This is a genomic window from Pseudomonas knackmussii B13, from assembly GCF_000689415.1.
Lineage (GTDB): Bacteria > Pseudomonadota > Gammaproteobacteria > Pseudomonadales > Pseudomonadaceae > Pseudomonas > Pseudomonas knackmussii.
Map to the genome: position 1 here is coordinate 4,201,544 of NZ_HG322950.1, position 17,713 is coordinate 4,219,256.

14 protein-coding genes are annotated in these 17,713 nt (G+C 67.1%); 7 read left to right on the top strand and 7 right to left on the bottom strand.

Annotation, left to right across the window (positions count from 1 at the left end; all coding sequences use genetic code 11):
• Window positions 1-521: 521 nt before the first annotated feature.
• Window positions 522-1,121, bottom strand: a complete 600-nt coding sequence (locus tag PKB_RS19685) for a tRNA-uridine aminocarboxypropyltransferase (protein WP_043253731.1) — start codon at window positions 1,119-1,121, stop codon at window positions 522-524.
• Window positions 1,118-2,014 carry a LysR family transcriptional regulator gene (locus tag PKB_RS19690; RefSeq protein ID WP_043253734.1) on the bottom strand — a complete coding sequence of 299 codons (897 nt, stop codon included), beginning with the start codon at window positions 2,012-2,014 and terminating at the stop codon, window positions 1,118-1,120. The genes PKB_RS19685 and PKB_RS19690 overlap by 4 nt, the downstream gene beginning before the upstream one ends.
• A gap of 285 nt (window positions 2,015-2,299) precedes the next feature.
• Between PKB_RS19690 and speB the strand changes: the two genes are divergently transcribed.
• The 6 genes from speB to PKB_RS19720 all read left to right on the top strand — a co-directional run bounded on the left by speB (window position 2,300) and on the right by PKB_RS19720 (window position 9,287).
• Complete coding sequence (gene speB / locus PKB_RS19695; RefSeq protein WP_043253737.1) at window positions 2,300-3,259, top strand: agmatinase; 960 nt, start codon at window positions 2,300-2,302, stop codon at window positions 3,257-3,259.
• A gap of 10 nt (window positions 3,260-3,269) precedes the next feature.
• Window positions 3,270-3,680, top strand: coding sequence for a YybH family protein (locus PKB_RS19700; RefSeq protein WP_043253740.1), 411 nt, complete (start codon window positions 3,270-3,272; stop codon window positions 3,678-3,680).
• Between the two features lie 25 nt (window positions 3,681-3,705).
• Window positions 3,706-5,217, top strand: coding sequence for a purine-cytosine permease family protein (locus PKB_RS19705; RefSeq protein WP_043253742.1), 1,512 nt, complete (start codon window positions 3,706-3,708; stop codon window positions 5,215-5,217).
• A 140-nt stretch (window positions 5,218-5,357) separates the two neighbouring features.
• Entirely contained in the window at window positions 5,358-6,749 is a 1,392-nt protein-coding gene (locus PKB_RS19710) for a sodium:solute symporter family protein (protein WP_043253744.1), read from the top strand.
• A gap of 89 nt (window positions 6,750-6,838) precedes the next feature.
• Window positions 6,839-8,440 carry a 5-guanidino-2-oxopentanoate decarboxylase gene (locus tag PKB_RS19715; protein ID WP_043253746.1) on the top strand — a complete coding sequence of 534 codons (1,602 nt, stop codon included), beginning with the start codon at window positions 6,839-6,841 and terminating at the stop codon, window positions 8,438-8,440.
• A gap of 121 nt (window positions 8,441-8,561) precedes the next feature.
• Window positions 8,562-9,287, top strand: a complete 726-nt coding sequence (locus PKB_RS19720) for an MBL fold metallo-hydrolase (RefSeq protein ID WP_043253748.1) — start codon at window positions 8,562-8,564, stop codon at window positions 9,285-9,287.
• A 68-nt stretch (window positions 9,288-9,355) separates the two neighbouring features.
• Here the strand turns inward: PKB_RS19720 and PKB_RS30365 are convergent, their stop codons facing one another.
• From PKB_RS30365 to PKB_RS19735, 4 genes are all read right to left on the bottom strand, one after another.
• A complete protein-coding gene (locus PKB_RS30365; protein WP_269090587.1) occupies window positions 9,356-9,481 on the bottom strand; it encodes a PA1414 family protein in 126 nt (41 codons plus the stop codon).
• A gap of 157 nt (window positions 9,482-9,638) precedes the next feature.
• Window positions 9,639-10,580, bottom strand: coding sequence for a DMT family transporter (locus tag PKB_RS19725; protein ID WP_043253750.1), 942 nt, complete (start codon window positions 10,578-10,580; stop codon window positions 9,639-9,641).
• Window positions 10,581-10,771: 191 nt separating this feature from the next.
• Complete coding sequence (locus tag PKB_RS19730) at window positions 10,772-11,884, bottom strand: extracellular solute-binding protein (RefSeq protein ID WP_052355333.1); 1,113 nt, start codon at window positions 11,882-11,884, stop codon at window positions 10,772-10,774.
• A gap of 26 nt (window positions 11,885-11,910) precedes the next feature.
• Window positions 11,911-12,951: a histone deacetylase family protein gene (locus PKB_RS19735; protein ID WP_043253751.1), complete on the bottom strand. Its 1,041-nt coding sequence runs from the start codon at window positions 12,949-12,951 to the stop codon at window positions 11,911-11,913.
• A gap of 223 nt (window positions 12,952-13,174) precedes the next feature.
• Between PKB_RS19735 and PKB_RS19740 the strand changes: the two genes are divergently transcribed.
• Window positions 13,175-15,589: a DUF3772 domain-containing protein gene (locus tag PKB_RS19740; RefSeq protein WP_043253753.1), complete on the top strand. Its 2,415-nt coding sequence runs from the start codon at window positions 13,175-13,177 to the stop codon at window positions 15,587-15,589.
• Between the two features lie 182 nt (window positions 15,590-15,771).
• Here the strand turns inward: PKB_RS19740 and PKB_RS19745 are convergent, their stop codons facing one another.
• Window positions 15,772-17,712, bottom strand: a complete 1,941-nt coding sequence (locus PKB_RS19745) for a DEAD/DEAH box helicase (RefSeq protein WP_043253755.1) — start codon at window positions 17,710-17,712, stop codon at window positions 15,772-15,774.
• Between the last annotated feature and the right edge of the window lies 1 nt (window position 17,713).

The window sequence follows — 17,713 nt, forward strand, 5'->3', positions numbered from 1 at the left end:
TCCAGAGAAACATCCGCACGCGCCAGACCGCCCCTTACAGCAGGCCGAGCAAAGCCCACGCAGAGGAGGTTGCGCGACATGGATGTCGCAAAAGCCTCGATCAGTACAGGGACGTACTGTCGGGGCGGGCCTCCGGGTGCGTGGGAATGTGCGAGGGAAGTCCGGCTCCGCCGGACCCGTATGTCGGGGCAAGACCTTTGCTTACTTTGGGCCGGGGTGGCGTCCCACCGCTTGCCAAAGTGAGTCGCCCGAGGGGGCGAAACAAGAAACATCCGAACACGCCGAAGCGGCGCGCTACACCCAGACAAGACGCTGGGTGACTCGCTTCAGGTCGCACTGATGCGCGTTCAGCGCAAGCGCTGCCCCGCATTCGCGAGGAAGACGAGGGAACAGGTGGCGAGCCAAGCCAGGTTCGCGAGCAAGCTCGCTCCTACGCCAGCCGGCTGGCACGTGCCCATGTAGGAGCGGCCCATGGCCGCGATTCGCGCGCATGGCGCGCTCCTACAGGGACACACTGCGCGTCAGGCCGGGCGCTGGTGATTGCGGCGGAAGGTCTCTTCGCCCATCGCGGCTATCTGCCCTTCGATCAGGGCGTCGAACGGGCGCAGCAGTTCGTCGAAGTGCTGCGGCGCATCGAGCGCATTGAGGGCGTGGACCACCGCTTCGATGGTCGACAGAGCACCCTCGGCCGGCGCCTTGCGCAGGCGGTAGCGCGAGCTCAGGCCTTCGGGCAGGACCACCCGCGGCAGTGCCGCCAGTTCCGGGTTCAGGTGCAGCAGCTTGCGCGCCTTGCGCCAGGTGCCGTCGGGGACGATCAGTTGGCACGGCAGATCGGCGCAAGCCTCGCGCACTTCCTCCAGCTCCTTGGCCTGTTCGCCAGGAAACAGCAGCCAGCTCTGGTAGTCCGCGCGCTGCCAGCTCTCCGGGGCGAAGCGCTCGCCCACCCGCAATTCGGCGTTCTGCAAGCCAAGGGCGGCCAGGCGCGCGGTGTTCAGCGCGTGGTCGGTTTCGCTGGGATGTTGCAGCAGGAGCACGCGGGTGCGACTGCCCAGGCTGGGGATAAGTACGCACAGGCAATGCCCTTCCGGCCGCAGGCAGCGCTCGCAGCGGGCGCGGCTCATGGTTTGTCGGGCTGCGTGCGCAGCAGGTCGCGGAAGTTCTGGATCAGCGGCTCGCGGGAACGGCCGCGACGCAGGATCAGCGAGAACGGCGCCTGGTAGCCGAAGGTCGCCGGCAGCAGCGCGCGCAGGCGGCCCTGGTCGACCCAGGGATGGGCGTAGTGCTCGGGCAGGTAGCCGATGTAGCCGCCGGACAGGATCAGGATCAGCTGCGCTTCCATACTTTCCACGGTCGCGGCGCTGTGCTTGAAGCCGTGCCGGGCCAGCTCCGCCTGGCTCCAGTAGCCGCGGCCGACCATGCGCTGCTGGGTGATGAGCTCGGCGGGAATCCGCCGGCCGTCGAACAGCGGGTGGCGGTCGCTGCAGTACAGCCAGTGCTGCTCTCTATACAGGGGCTGGTAGACCAGGCCGTTCATCCGGCTGAAGAAGGAGCCGATGGCCAGGTCCAGGCGGTTGTCCAGCACCGCCAGCTGCAGCTCGTAGGGGCTCTGTACCTGCAGGTGCAGGTGCACCGCCGGGTGCAGGCCGCTGAACGAGCCGATCACCTCGGCCAGCGGCAGCGCCGGGTCGCTCACCGTGGAGTCGAGCACGCCGAGGTTGAGGGTGCCGCGCAGTTCGCCCTTGAGGGTCGACGCATAGCGCTCGAAGCCTTCCAGTTCGCCGAGGATGCGCAGGGTTTCCTGGTGGAACAGCTCGCCCTTGCTGGTCAGGCCGAAGCCGCCACGGCCGCGGTGGCACAGCACGATGCCCAGGTGGTTCTCCAGCTGGCTCATGTAGGTGCTGATCGCCGAGGTCGACAGGTTCAGCTCCTGCTGGGCCGAGGCGAAGCCCTGGTTGCGCACCACGCAGGCGAAAATCCGCAAAAGCTTGATGTCAGGCAACGCGCTGGCGCTCATTTTGACTCCGGACGGCAGGGGTTGAAGGCTCCAGTTCAGCACTCCCTTGACTGGCCGTACGTCGGGGAACTTTTTCGCCGGCGGGCTGCAAGTCAGAGGCCACGGGCCTGGCAAGGCGGGGGCTGCGACAGGGGAGCGCAGTCTAGCGACTGCAGTTAGTTTAGAAAACTCTGAACTGATTTTTTGTAGCCAGCGATTCTTCCGACTACCGCCCCTGACGAGAATCCCGTTTCAGTATCAACAAGCCTGTTCCCTTAAAACAGCGAATCGCGTGAGGCCTTCCCCATGGACAAGAAACTCCACCAGCCCCTGGGCGGAAACGAAATGCCGCGCTTCGGCGGCATCGCCACCATGATGCGCCTGCCGCATATCCAGAGTGAGGAAGAGCTGAACCAGCTCGACGCCGCCTTCGTCGGCGTGCCGCTGGATATCGGCACCTCCCTGCGCTCGGGCACCCGTTTCGGGCCCCGCGAGATCCGCGCCGAATCGGTGATGATCCGCCCGTACAACATGGCTACCGGCGCCGCTCCGTTCGATTCGCTGAACATCGCCGACATCGGCGACGTGGCGATCAACACCTTCAACCTGCTCGAAGCCGTGCGCATCATCGAGGAGGCCTACGACAAGATCCTCGACCACGGAATCCTCCCGCTGACCCTCGGCGGCGACCACACCATCACCCTGCCGATCCTGCGTGCCATCCATAAAAAGCACGGCAAGGTCGGCCTGGTGCACATCGACGCCCACGCCGATGTAAACGACCACATGTTCGGCGAGAAGATCGCCCACGGCACCACCTTCCGCCGTGCCGTGGAAGAAGGCCTGCTGGATTGCGACCGCGTCGTGCAGATCGGCCTGCGTGCCCAGGGCTACACCGCCGAAGACTTCAACTGGAGCCGCAAGCAGGGCTTCCGCGTCGTGCAGGCCGAAGAGTGCTGGCACAAGTCGCTGGCCCCGCTGATGGCCGAAGTGCGCGAGAAGGTCGGCGGCGGCCCGGTCTACCTGTCCTTCGACATCGACGGCATCGACCCGGCCTGGGCGCCCGGCACCGGCACCCCTGAAATCGGCGGCCTGACCACCATCCAGGCGATGGAAATCATCCGTGGCTGCCAGGGCCTGGACATCATCGGCTGCGACGTGGTGGAAGTCTCCCCGCCCTACGACACCACCGGCAACACCTCGTTGCTCGGCGCCAACCTGCTGTACGAAATGCTCTGCATCCTCCCGGGCGTACAGCGCCGCTGAGTAACCACACATGCAAAAAGACACCTGCGTAGCACAGGTGCTCGAGGCTGCCCGCGTTCTCGTGGCAGCCTTCGCGCGCACCGATACCGAGGCCTACTTCGCGGCTTTCAGCGAAGACGCCAGCTTCATCTTCCACACCTGGCCCCAGCCGCTGCTGTCGCGCGCGGCTTACCGCGAGGTGTGGGAAGGCTGGCTGCGTGACGACGGCTTCGAGGTTCTCGAATGCCAGTCGAGCAACACCTTTGTCAGCCTGCAGGGCGAGGACGTGGCGATTTTCACCCACGACGTCGCCACGCGGCTGCGCATCCAGGGAGAGGAAAGCCTGAGCCACGAACGGGAGACCATCGTCTTCCGCCGTGAACCACAACAAGGCCGTTGGCTGGCCGTACACGAGCATCTGTCACCGGCGCCCGCGCCGTAAGACAGGCCATTCCCGGGAGGAAGTCATGGATAACAAGAAAAGCCACGCAATCACGGAAATCGAAACGTTCGGGGTCGAGCAGATCCCGGACAACGAGCGCAACGCCACGCCCACCGACCTGTTCCGCATGATCTTCGGTGGCTCGAACACCTTCGCCACCGCGGTACTGGGCAGCTTCCCGGTGCTCTTCGGGCTGTCGTTCCAGGCTGGCGCCTGGTCGATCATCCTCGGTGTGCTGATCGGTGGCCTGATCCTCGCCCCGATGGGTCTGTTCGGTCCGCTCAACGGCACCAACAACGCGGTTTCCTCGGGCGCGCACTTCGGCGTGCACGGCCGTATCGTCGGTTCCTTCCTCTCGCTGCTGACCGCCATCGCGTTCTTCTCGCTGTCGGTATGGAGCTCCGGTGACGCCCTGATCGGCGGCGCCAAGCGCCTGTTCGACCTGCCGGAAACCGACCTGACCCTGGGCCTGGCCTACGGCCTGTTCGCCGTGCTGGTGCTGGTGGTGTGCATCTATGGCTTCCGCTTCATGCTGCTGGTCAACAAGATCGCCGTATGGGCCGCGAGCCTGCTGTTCCTGCTCGGCGTGTTCGCCTTCGCCGGCCCCTTCGACGCCAATTACGCCGGCACCGTTCAGCACGGCCAGGCGGGCTTCTGGGCCGCCTTCATCGGCGCCACCCTGCTGGCCATGAGCAACCCGGTGTCCTTCGGTGCCTTCCTCGGCGACTGGGCCCGCTACATCCCGCGTGAAACGCCGAAGGGCCGCATCATGGCGGCGGTGATCTTCTCGCAGATCGCCACCCTGATCCCGTTCTTCTTCGGCCTGGTGACCGCCACCATCGTCGCTGTGAAAGCGCCTGACTACATCGCGCAGAACAACTACGTCGGCGGCCTGCTGGCCATCGCCCCGAGCTGGTACTTCCTGCCCGTGTGCCTGATCGCCACCATCGGCGGCATGTCCACCGGCACCACCTCGCTGTACGGCACCGGCCTGGACATGTCGAGCGTCTTCCCGCGTCTGCTGAACCGCGTCCAGGCGACCCTGTTCATCGGCCTGCTGTCGATCGCCTTCATCTTCATCGGTCGCTTCGCCGCCAACCTGGTGCAGAGCGTGTCCACCTTCGCCGTGCTGATCATCACCTGCACCAGCCCCTGGATGGTGATCATGATCCTCGGCCTGGTCACCCGCCGCGGCTTCTACCACGCCGACGACCTGCAAGTGTTCACCCGTGGCCAGGAAGGCGGTGCCTACTGGTTCCACAATGGCTGGAACTGGCGCGGCATGGGCGCCTGGATCCCCAGCGCGCTGGCCGGCCTGTGCTTCGTCAACCTGCCGGGTCAATTCGTCGGCCCCCTGGGCAACCTGGCCGGCGGCATCGACATCAGCCTGCCGGTGACCCTGGGCCTCGCCGCCCTGCTCTACCTGACCCTGCTGCGCACCTTCCCGGAATCGGCGGGTGTGTACGGCCCGCAAGGCCCGCGCTGGGTCGGCAGCCATGATCGTCCGGTGCGCGGCATCAGCGAACCGGCTGCCTGAGTGCCACCGCTTCACTGCCTGAAGCGAATCCCCCCGAGTTACCCGCAAGACCCCATCGGACCGGCCACCGCCGGTCCGATGATCTACCGTCCGCCAACAGCGGACGGCAACAATGACAATCCGTGTGTAAGGAGCCGAAGATGGGCTTGGATATTCTCGTTGTACTGATCTATGCCGCGTGCATGATCGCCCTGGGCTGGTACGGCATGCGCCGCGCCAAGACCCGTGACGACTACCTGGTGGCAGGTCGCAACCTCGGCCCCGGCTTCTATCTGGGAACCATGGCCGCCACCGTGCTCGGCGGCGCGTCCACCATCGGCACCGTGCGCCTGGGCTACGTCCATGGCATTTCCGGCTTCTGGCTGTGCGCCGCGCTCGGCCTGGGCATCGTCGGCATCAGCCTGTTCCTCGCCAAACCGCTGCTGAAACTGAAGATCTACACCGTCACCCAGGTACTCGAACGCCGCTACAACCCCACCGCTCGTACCGCCAGCGCGGCCATCATGCTGGTCTATGCGCTGATGATCGGCGCGACCTCCACCATCGCCATCGGCACCGTCATGCAAGTGCTGTTCGGCCTGCCGTTCTGGGTCTCGATCCTGATCGGCGGCGGCGTCGTGGTGCTCTACTCCACCATCGGCGGCATGTGGTCGCTGACCCTGACCGACATCGTGCAGTTCCTGATCATGACCGTCGGCCTGGTGTTCGTCCTGCTGCCCTCCTCGCTGACCGAAGCCGGTGGCTGGGATGCGCTGGTGGCCAAGCTGCCGGCCAGCTACTTCTCGCTGACCCAGATCGGCTGGGACACGATCATCACCTACTTCATGATCTACTTCTTCGGCATCTTCATCGGCCAGGACATCTGGCAGCGCGTGTTCACCGCGCGCAGCGAGAAGATCGCCCGCGTCGCCGGCTCCGCCGCCGGCATCTACTGCGTCCTCTACGGCCTGGCCTGCGCCGCCATCGGCATGGCCGCCAAGGTGCTGCTGCCCGACCTGGACAACGTCAACAACGCCTTCGCGGCCATCGTCCAGCACAGCCTGCCGGCCGGCGTCCGCGGCCTGGTCGTGGCTGCTGCCCTGGCTGCCCTGATGTCGACCGCCAGCGCCGGCCTGCTGGCCGCCTCCACCACCCTGGTGCAGGACCTTCTGCCGCGCCTGCGCAAGGGCCGTGGTGAAAGCGCCAACGGCGACGTCCACGAGAACCGCATCGCTACGCTGGTCCTCGGCATCGTCGTCCTGGGCATCGCCCTGGTCGTCAGCGACGTCATCAGCGCCCTGACCCTGGCCTACAACCTGCTGGTCGGCGGCATGCTGGTTCCGTTGCTGGGCGCTGTCTACTGGAAGCGCGCCACTACCGCCGCCGCCATCAGCAGCATGGCCCTGGGCAGCATCACCTCGCTGGTGTTCATGGTGATCGATGGCCTCGACGCCAATACTCCGATCTACTACAGCCTGGCCATCGGCCTGGTGAGCTTCGTCGTCGTCAGCCTGCTGTCGCCGCGCCCGGCGGTATCCGCCAGCGCCGCCTGATTTCGACCAGGCGTTAAAAAAGGGGCGCGGCGACTGAGTCACCGCGCCCCGTTTTCATTCACGACCTCACTCATTACAAGGAAGCACCCATGACCACTTGCGGCGAATTCCTCGTCAAGCAGCTCGAAGCCTGGGGCGTCGACACCGTCTTCGGCATCCCCGGCGTGCATACCGTCGAGCTGTACCGCGGCCTGCCGGGCAGCAGCATCCGTCACATCACCCCGCGCCACGAGCAAGGCGCCGGCTTCATGGCCGACGGCTACGCGCGCGTCACCGGCAAGCCGGGCGTGTGCTTCATCATCACCGGCCCGGGCATGACCAACATCCTCACCGCCATGGGCCAGGCCTACGCCGACTCCATCCCCATGCTGGTGATCAGCAGCGTCAACGAGCGCTCGCGCCTGGCCCACAGCAATGGCTACCTGCACGAGCTGCCGAACCAGCGCGCCATGACCGCCGGCGTCACCGCCTTCAGCCACACCCTGATGAGCGTCGAGGAACTGCCGGCCGTGCTGGCCCGCGCCTTCGCCGTGTTCGACAGCGAGCGCCCGCGCCCGGTGCACATCGAGCTGCCGCTGGACATCATCACCGCCCCGGCCGACCACATGCAGGTGCTGCCGCGCGTGCAACTGGCCCGCCCGGCGCCGGCGCGCTCGCCGCTGCACGAAGCCGCGGCCAAGCTGGCCAAGGCGCAGAAACCCCTGCTGCTGCTCGGCGGCGGCTGCGTAGAAGCCCAGGCCGAAGCCCGTGCCCTGGCCACCGCGCTGGACGCCCCGACCGCACTGACCATCAACGCCAAGGGCCTGCTGCAGCCGAGCCACCCGCTGCTGATCGGCAGCAACCAGTCGCTGATCCCGGTGCGTGAGCTGGCGCTGGAAGCCGACGTGGTCCTGGCCATCGGCACCGAGCTGGGCGAGACCGACTACGACGTGGTGTTCGACGGCAACTTCAAGATCGGCGGCGAGCTGATCCGCATCGACATCGACCCGCAGCAGCTGATGCGCAACTTCGCGCCGAGCATCGCCATCCAGGCCGACGCCCGCACCGCCATGCGCGCCCTGCTGGAGCTGCTGCCGGCCCGCGAATCCGACACCCAGAGCCCCGGCGCGCAGCGCGCGGCCAAGGTGCGCGCTCAACTGGCCGAGGACTTCGGCGGCTGGGCGCACTACCGCACCCTGTTCGACAAGATCCTCGAAGTGCTGCCCGAAGCCCGCTTCGTCGGCGACTCGACCCAGACCGTGTACAGCGGCAACCACCTGGTCGAGCTGGACGGCGGCCGGCGCTGGTTCAACGCCTCCACCGGCTACGGCACCCTCGGCTACGGCCTGCCGGCGGCCATCGGCGCCAAGCTCGGCGACCCGAGCCGCCCGGTCATCAGCCTGATGGGCGATGGTGGCCTGCAGTTCACCCTGACCGAACTGGCCAGCGCCGTGGAAGCCAAGGTGGGCATCGTCGTACTGCTGTGGAACAACTACGGCTACGGCGAGATCAAGCGCTACATGGAACGCCGCGACATCACCCCGCTGGGCGTGGACATCTACACCCCGGACTTCCTGGCCATCGCCAAGGGCTTCGGCTGCGCCGCCGAGCGCGCCCGCGACCACGACCACCTGCAGGAGCTGCTGCGCAACGCGCCGAGCGACCGCCCGCTGATCGTGGAAGTGATGGAAGCGGCGCCGTTCGCGCCCTGACACGCACCGCCCCCTGTAGGAGCGAGCTCGCTCGCGAACCATCCCAGCCGCGCAATTGCCGGGAAACACGTTCGCGAGCAAGCTCGCTCCTACGAAAAGCTCCCGGAACAAGGCGCCAATCATGAAAACCGTCACCCGCGACCGCTGGTTCGAAGTCCGCCACTGCTACGACGGCGTCAGCCTGATCCACGAGCCCTACGTACGGCCCTTCTACCGCTGCAACATGTGGCACATCCAGGGCCGCGACCGCGACGTGCTGGTGGACAGCGGCTCCGGCCTGGTCAGCCTGCGCGAACAATTGCCCTGGCTGACCGATCGTCCGCTGCTGGCGGTCGCCAGCCACACCCATTTCGACCACATCGCCGGCCACCACGAGTTCGACGAACGCCTGTGCCACCCGGCCGAGGCCGACATCCTCGCCAGCCCCGACGGCGAGCGCACCCTGGCAACCGCCTTCGTTGGCGACGACATGTTCGAGGCGCACCCGGACTGCCCGCTGTGCTACGCCGAGTACCAGGTGAAGGCCGCCCCGGCGACCCGCACCATCGACGAAGGCGACGTACTCGACCTCGGCGACCGCGCGCTGGAGGTGCTGCACACCCCCGGCCACTCGCCCGGCGGTATCAGCCTCTGGGAAGCGCGCACGCAGACGCTGTTCTCCGGCGACATCATCTATGACGGTCCGCTGATCGAAGACGCCTATCACTCGAACCTCGACGATTACGCGAGGAGCCTGGAACGCCTGCGCCAGCTGCCGGTGCGCACCGTGCACGGCGGGCACTTCGCCAGTTTCTCCGGCGAGCGCCTGCGGCAGATGATCGACGAGTGGCTGGTGGCCCACGGCTGAACGCCGGGCCCGAAATGCAATCTGCCCGCATCAGCGGGCAGAGTCGGTGGGGTGGGAAGGTGCAGCGTTCAGCGCTTTTCGCGGTAGCGTGCTTGCTCGTCGCTGCGGATCGGGATGGGCTGCAGGCGCGGAGGCTCGATGAGGCCAAGCATCACTCCCAGTTTCCATGCCAGGGTTTCCAGCCAGAGTTTCATGAAGTGCCTCCTGTGCGGTGGAGAAGTCGGGCGACCCGATGTTCCGGGTCGCCCTCAGAGTAGAGTAGCTCGGCGTCCCACTCTCCGCCCTCGCTACCTTCTCCTTGATTGCAAGACTACGCGCCTGCCTGGGCCCGGCGTCTGATCTGGATCAAGTTCAAGCGCGCCGCTCATCGCCACGCAACAGCCGGCGCACCCACGCCTCGCTGCTCACCAGGGTGATACCGAGCAGCACCAGCGCCGCGCCTCCGACGAAGTTCCACGCCAGCGGCTCGTGCAGCAACAGCACGCCAAAGGCGATGCCGAACACCGGGGTCATGAAGGAGAACACCGCCAGGTTCGACGCCAGGTAGCGGCGCAGCAGCCAGAACCAGCTGAAGTAGCTGGCGAAGGACACCACCACGCCCTGGAACAGCACGCTGCCCACGCTCATGGCGGTCAGCCGCACGTTGCCGAACTCGCCCAACCACAGCGCCAGCAACGGCAGCAAGAGCGCGGCGGTGAACAGCTGGTAGAACAGCGTCAGGCTGGCCGGCGCTTCCGACAGGCGGGTGCCGCGCACCACCACGGTGGTCGCGCCCCAGGAGGCGCCGGCGAGCACGCCGAAGGCATCGCCCAGCAGCATGCGGCCGTCCATGTGCTGCAGATCGAAGCCACCGCCAAAGCACAGCGCGATACCGCCGAAGCACACCGCGATCCCCAGCCACTGCAACGGCCGCAGGCGTTCGCTGGGCAGCAGGAAATGCAGCCCGAGGGCGGAGAAGATCGGCGCCGTATAGATGAACACCGCCATGTGCGAAGCCGTGGTGTACACCAGCCCCTGGGCGATGAAGAAGAACTCCGCGCAGAACAGCACGCCGGCCAGCGCCCCGCCCGGCAGGGTGCCCTGGCGCAGCCCTTCCCAGCCGCCGCGCCAGCACATCAGCGCGCCGACCAGCAGCGCGGCGATCACGTTGCGCCCGAAGGCCTGCATGATCGGTGCGATGTCGCCGGCGGCCAGCTTGACCATCACCTGCTGGATGCCCCAGATCAGGCACAGCACCAGCATCATCTGCAAGGCGAAGGCGTCGGCGCCCTTGCGTGGCGGCGTCGGTGTCATGCGCGCCCCCGCATTCCGGGCGAGCGGGAGAGGCAAGGGTGCATCGGCAGTTTCATGGCAGGGCTCGGCAGTCGAAAAAGGCGGAGGCCAAAAATGCAAGCGGCGGCCCCCGAAGGGTGCCGCCGATTATCCCAGCTGGGTGCAGCCCGGTGCCAACGGAAATCCGACGCCGCCGGCTACCGGAGCGTCATTCACTGGCCGGTCTTGACCTTGCTCCAGGTGCGGGTGCGGATGCGTTCCAGCTTGGGCGGCAGCATCTCCACCGAATACAGCTTGGCCTGCACCTCGGCCGGCGGGTAGACGTTGGGGTTGTTGCGCAGGTCCGCCGAGATCAGCTTGTCCGCCGCCTGGTTGGGGTTGGCGTAGGACACGTAGTCGGAGATCGGCGCCACCACTTCCGGGCGCAGCAGGTAGTTGAGGTAGGCATGCGCCTGCTCGACGTTCTGCGCGTCCTTGGGAATGGCCAGCACGTCGAACCAGGCCGCGGTGCCTTCCTTGGGAATGCGGTATTCGATCTTGATCCCGTTCTTCGCTTCCTTGGCGCGGCTGGCCGCCTGCATGGCGCCGCCGGACCAGGCGATGGCCACGCAGACATCGCCGTTGGCGAGGTCGGTGACGAACTTCGAGGAGCTGAAGTAGGTGACGTACGGGCGCAGGCTGGTGAGCAGCTGCTCGGCCTTGACGTAGTCGTCCGGGTTCTTGCTGTTCGGCGACAGGCCGAGGTAGCCGAGCACTTCCGGGATCACTTCGGTCGGCGAGTCGAGGAAGGCCACGCCGCACTGCTTGAGCTTGGAGAGGTTTTCCGGCTTGAACACCAGGTCCCAGGAGTCCACCGGCGCGTTCTCGCCGAGGATCGCCTTCACCTTGTCGACGTTGTAGGCGATGCCGTTGGTGCCCCACATGTACGGCATGGCGTACTGGTTGCCCGGGTCCTTCGCCTCCAGCACCTTGAGCAGCGCCGGGTTGAGGTTCTTCCAGTTCGGCAGCTTGCTCTTGTCGAGCTTCTGGAACACGCCCGCCTTGAGGTAATTCGGCAGGAAGCTGTCGCTGGGCACCACCAGGTCATAGCCCGAATGCCCGGAGAGCAGCTTGGCCTCGAGGACCTCGTTGCTGTCGTAGACGTCGTACTTGGGCGTGATACCGGTGTCCTTCTGGAAGCCCTTGAGGGTGTCGGGGCCGATGTAGTCGAACCAGTTGTAGATGCGCACCACCGGTTCGGCGCAGGCGATGCCCGCAGCCGTCAGCAGTGCGGCGCCGAGCAGGCCGCTGAGGATCGTCTTGTTCTTCTTGTTGTGCTTAAGCATGACTCGCTCCTGGAAACGGCGCGCCCTTAGCGGGCGGCGCCTTCGTAACCTTGCAGCACGTTCACGGCGTTGACGCCGATGGCTTCCACCGCATAGCCGCCTTCCATGATGAACAGGGTCGGCAGGCCGAGGGCGGCGATGCGTTCGCCCATGCGCAGGTAGTCCGGGGAGTCCAGCTTGAACTCGGAGATCGGGTCTTCCTTGTAGGTGTCGACGCCCAGGGACACCACCACCGCGTCCGGCGCGTAGGCGGCGATCTTGCGGCAGGCGTCTTCCAGGGCGGCGGACCAGCCGTCCCAGCCGGTGCCGTGGGCCAGCGGGTAGTTGTGGTTGAAGCCTTCGCCAGCACCTTCGCCGCGCTCGTCGGCATGGCCGAGGAAGTACGGGTATTCCACCAGCGGGTCGCCGTGGATGGAGGCGAAGAGCACGTCGCCACGCTTGTAGAACAGCTCCTGGGTGCCGTTGCCGTGGTGGTAGTCGACGTCGAGGATGGCCACGCGCTTGGCGCCCTGGTCGAGGAAGGCCTGGGCGACGACGGAGGCGTTGTTGATGAAGCAGTAGCCGCCCATGAAGTCGCTGCCGGCGTGGTGTCCCGGCGGACGGCAGAGGCCGAAGGCGGTGCGCGCGCCCTGGCGCATGTGGTCCTGGGCGGTCAGCGCGACCTGCGCCGAGCTATAGACGGCTTGCCAGGTGCCGGCGGTGATCGGCGCCTCGGTGTCGAAGCTGTAGTGACCCAGTTCGCCCATCAGCGCGGTGGGGATGGGGCCGTTCTGGCGCAGGCGGCGAGCCGGGAAGGTGGTGGAAACCAGGTCGCCGGTGTGGCCTTCAGCCGCCCAGCGGGCCCAGGCGCCTTTCAGGAAGGCGATGTATTTCGGGTCGTGGATGCGGTGGATCGGATCGAAGCCGAAGTCCTTCGGCGCGATGACCTCGCCCAGGTTCTGCGATTTCACCCGCGCCAGCACGGTGTCCGCGCGGCTGGGCATTTCGAAGCAGGGCTGGAGTTTGCCATCGACCAGTTCGGACTGGCCGAAATGCAGACGGTGATCGTCGCTGTAGACGGTCAACATGGTGAGAACCTCTCGGCTTTGTTGTTCTAGGTGGCAGGGATTCTGCCCATTCGCAGGCCTGGTGCTGAACAGCGGCAGCGGCCAAAAGGGGATTGAAATGGCCAATATTTATGACCCTTTACCCCAGCCCCCTCCCCCTCGCCTTCGGCTCGCTATGCTCATGGGAATCACTGCCGCCGTGGCCCGTCGAATGCCACGAGCCACGCGAAATAAGGAAGGGACCATGCCGGGGGACTGCAAGAAGCTGTTTCGCTGCCTATTGCTGCTGGGCCTGTTCTGGGGCGCGCTATGCATGGCGCAGCCGGGACCGGACAAGGCGCCGGGCGAGCTGCCCGCACTGGCCCTGGACGCCAGTCCGGCGCAGCTGAGCGAACGCCTGGAGCTGATACGCCAGGGGGTGACCGAGCAGGTCGGCGACGACGTCCTGGCGCGCCTGCGCCTGGCGACCCTGGAGGTGCAGAAACTCGCCGGCCAGCGCAACGACGAACTGCAGGAACGCAACGATCGCCTGGCCGACCAGCTCAACGTGCTCGGTCCGCCCGCGCCCGGCGAGACCGCCGCACTGACGCAGCAGCGTGCCGAGCTGGTCCGGCAGAAGACCGCGCTGCAGGCCCAGCTCAACGAAGCCGCGAGCGTCCAGCGCTCGGCCGCCGACCTCTCGGTGCAGATCGTCAACCTGCGCCGCAGCCTGTTCACCTCGCAGATCCTCACCCGTTCGCCGCCGCCCTTCAGCCCGCAGTTCTGGTCGACGCTGACCCGCCCGACGGAGGAGGACCTGGCGCGCTTGAGCGCCTTGCGCCAGGGGCTCGGCGAGCGGCTGGCGACGAACTGGGAGCAAGCGCGCTTGCCGCTGCTGGCCTGCCTGATCGCCGCCGTCCTGCTCCTGCTGCCAGGCCGGCGCCTGCTGGAGCGCCTGGTCAACCACCTGGTGAGCCACATAGTCCCCGAGGGCCGCCTGCGCCGCAGCACCCTGGCGTTGGCGGTCACCCTGGTCGGCGTGGCGACCATCGGCGGCAGTGCGGCGCTGCTGCACCAGGGGCTGGACTGGAACGAGAATCTCGACGGCGGCCTGGGCATCCTGACCGGGCAGTTGGTCACGGTGGCGATCTTCAGCGGCTTCGTCAGCGGCCTGGGGCGCGCCCTGCTGATGGTCGAACGGCCGTCCTGGCGCCTGCTGCCGATCCCCGACGACATGGCCAGGCTCCTGGCGCCCTTCCCCGGCCTGCTCGCCATCCTGGTCCTGCTGCTGGGCATCCAGACACGTATCAACAGCAGCATCGGCGCCAGCCTTGCGCTGACCGTGGCGGTCAACGGCCTGACCGCCCTGCTGCTCGCCATCCTCCTCGGCGTCGCGCTGCTGCGCCTGCGCCGCAGCCGCGTCGAACTCGACGAAGACGAGGAGCGTCCGGCCCTGGCCCGGCTGATCCGTTTCGCCGCCCTGCTGGTGGTGCTGGCCATCGTGCTCGCCCTGATCAGCGGCTACCTGTCCCTGGCCTCCTTCATCGCCAGCAAGCTGCTCTGGGTCACCGCGGTATCGCTCACCGGATACCTGCTCACCGCCTTCTTCGGCGACCTCTGCGACACCCTGCTGTCGCCCCGCCAGAGCGCCGGCAAGACGCTCGCCCGCGCCCTTGGCCTGGCGCACCAGCACCAGGCCCAGGCGGCCACCCTGCTGGCTGGCGTGGGCCGCACGCTGCTGGTGCTGCTCACCCTGATGGTGGTGCTCTCGCCCACCGCCAGCAGCCCCGACGAATTGACGGCCGGCGTCGAGCGCCTGCTGCAGCGCGGCCAGTCCCTGGGCAGCCTGAACATAGTCCCGCAGGACATCCTCCTGGCCCTTGTCACGCTGTTCGGCGGCCTCTACGTCCTGCGCCTGCTCAAGCGCTGGCTGGCGGAGAGCCTGCTGCCGGAAACCAGCATGGACACCGGCATGCGCGCCTCGCTGGTGACCCTGGTCGGCTACCTTGGCTTCGTCCTGCTCGGCCTGCTGGTGCTCTCGGCGCTGCACATCAACCTGACCAGCCTGACCTGGGTGGTCAGCGCCCTCTCGGTGGGGATCGGCTTCGGCCTGCAAGCCATCGTGCAGAACTTCATCAGCGGCCTGATCCTGCTCACCGAACGCCCGGTGAAGGTCGGCGACTGGGTCAGCCTGGGCACGGTGGAAGGCGACATCCAGCGCATCAACGTGCGCGCCACCGAGATCAAGCAAAGCGACAACTCCACGGTGATAGTGCCCAACTCCCAGCTGATCACGCAGAACGTGCGCAACGTGACCATGGGTGGCGCGCTGGGCAGCGTCGGCATCGCCCTGACCCTGCCGCTGGACACCGACGTGCACAAGGTCCGCGAGCTGCTGCTGGCCGCCTACGCCGAACACCCGGCGATCCTGGAAACGCCGAAGCCGTCGGTGAGCTTCACCCAGCTCAACGACCAGGGCCTGACCCTCTCGGTCAGCGGCAACGTCGGCAGCCCCCGCAATGTCTCCAGCACGCGCAGCGAGCTGCTGTTCGCCATCTTCGGCAAGCTGCGCGAGCAAGGCATCAGCCTGGCGACGCCGAGGAGCCTGAGGTTGGTGGCGGAGGACAAGCGGGTGTTGGAAGACGCAGTCAGCCCAGCGCCGGACGCGGATCCAACGTAGGAGCGAGCTTGCTCGCGAACCGCACGGCGCGGTGTTTCCCTGTAGGAGCGGCCCATGGCCGCGAATCGCGCGCATGGCGCGCTCCTACACGTTGGAATGGGCGCGGGGATTTTCGCGGATGAGCCCGCCCCTGCAGGACGACGCCGATATTCATCGCCCACGCCGGACAGCCCCCTCTCGCCCTACCCCCGCCGCGCCAAAAGCGCCGTCGCGCCCTGCACCTTGCGCGTGTACCAGATCACCCGGCTCACCCCACGGGTGATGGCCACGTAGGCCAGGCGCAGGCTTTCGTCCTGCATCGCCTGGTCGTAGCTGTTGCGGAAGAAGCCGCAGTGCGCGTACAGCACGTTGCGCAGCGGGTGGCGTTCGGGAGGGGCGCCGTCGTCGATGATGATTGCCACTTCCGCTTGCAGGCCCTTCGCGCGGTGGATGCTCATGGCCTTTACCGGCAGGTCGGAGCCGAGCTGGGCCTGGATCTGCTGCAGCGGTTCGTTGCGCCGGCTCAGCAGCAGCACCGCCGTGCTTTCGCGGCTGCCCCGCTCGGCGACGTGTTCGCATTGCGCGCGGACTTCCGCCACCAGCTTCGGCAGGTCGCGGGCGAGGTCGAAGCGCGCTTCCACCCGCACGCCGTGGTCGCCCGGCTGGATGGCCTTGAAGGCGCGGCAGGTCTTGGCCTGCTTGAAGTTCACCTCGGCCAGCACCGCCTCGCCGTCGCGGATCACCGGTTCGATGCTGCGGTAGTTGGTTTCCAGCAGCAGCACCGTGCTCTGGCGGTTGCGGCCCTTGCTCGGGAAGTGCTTGTCGAAGTCCATGAACAGCTCCGGCGAACTGCCGCGCCAGCCGTAGATCGACTGCCAGTCGTCGCCGATGGCCATCAGGCTCGGCGCCTGGGCGTGGCGTGCCAGGTGGCGGTGCTGGGCCTGCAGCCAGAGGACGATCTGCGGCGAGATGTCCTGGAATTCGTCGATCAGCAGGTGGGTCATGGGCGTGGCCGCCTCTTCCAGCGCCTTGGCCTCGTTGAGGCGGCGGGTGAGCTGCTGGAAGGCGGCGTTGAAGGTGGTCAGGCCCTGGCGGCGCAGCAGGGTGAGGAAGAAGCTCCAGTAGATCGCCAGGGCTTCGAGGAAGATCTTCTCCCGCGTCGAGCAGTCCAGTTCGGCGACCTTGAGGTCCTGCGGGCGCAGGCCGAGGCTTTCCATGAAGCCGGCCTGGGTGTGGAACACCTCCACCAGCGGCGCCTCGACGAATTCGCCGGGCAGGCGGAACGGCTGCAGCGGCGCCGGGCCCGGCACCTCTTCCGGTTTTTCAAGGCCGAGCAGGCGATGCACCTTGGCGCGGAAGGCGCCGTTGACCGCGTAGCACTCCTCGTAGGCTTCCAGCAGTAGGCGTTGCTGTGCCGGGCGAAGGCGGCCGCCGGTGAGCGGGTTGTCCGGCTCGCCGGGGTTCTTCTCTTCCAGCTGCTCGAACCAGCGCAGGCGGCCGAGCATCTCGCGCGCCTGCACGCCCATGGCCGAGTGGAAGGTGCGCACGCACTGGCGCGCGCGGGCCATGTCGAAGGGGTAGTTCCAGAACGCCAGGACGCGCACCAGCTGTTCGCGCAGCTGCGCGCAGGAGGCGTTGGTGAAGGAGATCACCGTGACCTTGTCGGCATCGATGCCCAGGTGGCAGAGCATGAAAACCAGGCGCAGCACCAGGGTGGTCGACTTGCCGGAGCCGGCGCCAGCAAAGATCCGCGCCAGCGGCTGGCGGCAGAGGATCATCGCCCACTGCTCGTCGGACGGCGGGCTGATCACCCCGGCGCTCACTGCCTGGCGCACGCGCTCGCGCATCGCATCGATCTGCCCCTGCTGCACGGGCAAGGCACGCGCGGCGTAGATGCCTGGGTTAGCCGGCACTTCTGCTTCCCGCGCAGGCTCGGGCTCGGCGGGCTTGGCCTTGCTGCGCGGCGCACGCGGTTTGGCGGCGGCTGCATCCTTCGGTTTGGCCTTGGCGCGGGTCTTCTTCGGCGGCGTGGCCTGCGCGCGGGCGGCTTCTTCCTGCTCGCGCAGATAGGCGCTGGTGCGCGGGAAATAGCGCGCCAGGGATTCGGACAACAGCAGTTTGTAGCGCCGTACGGCAGACAGCATC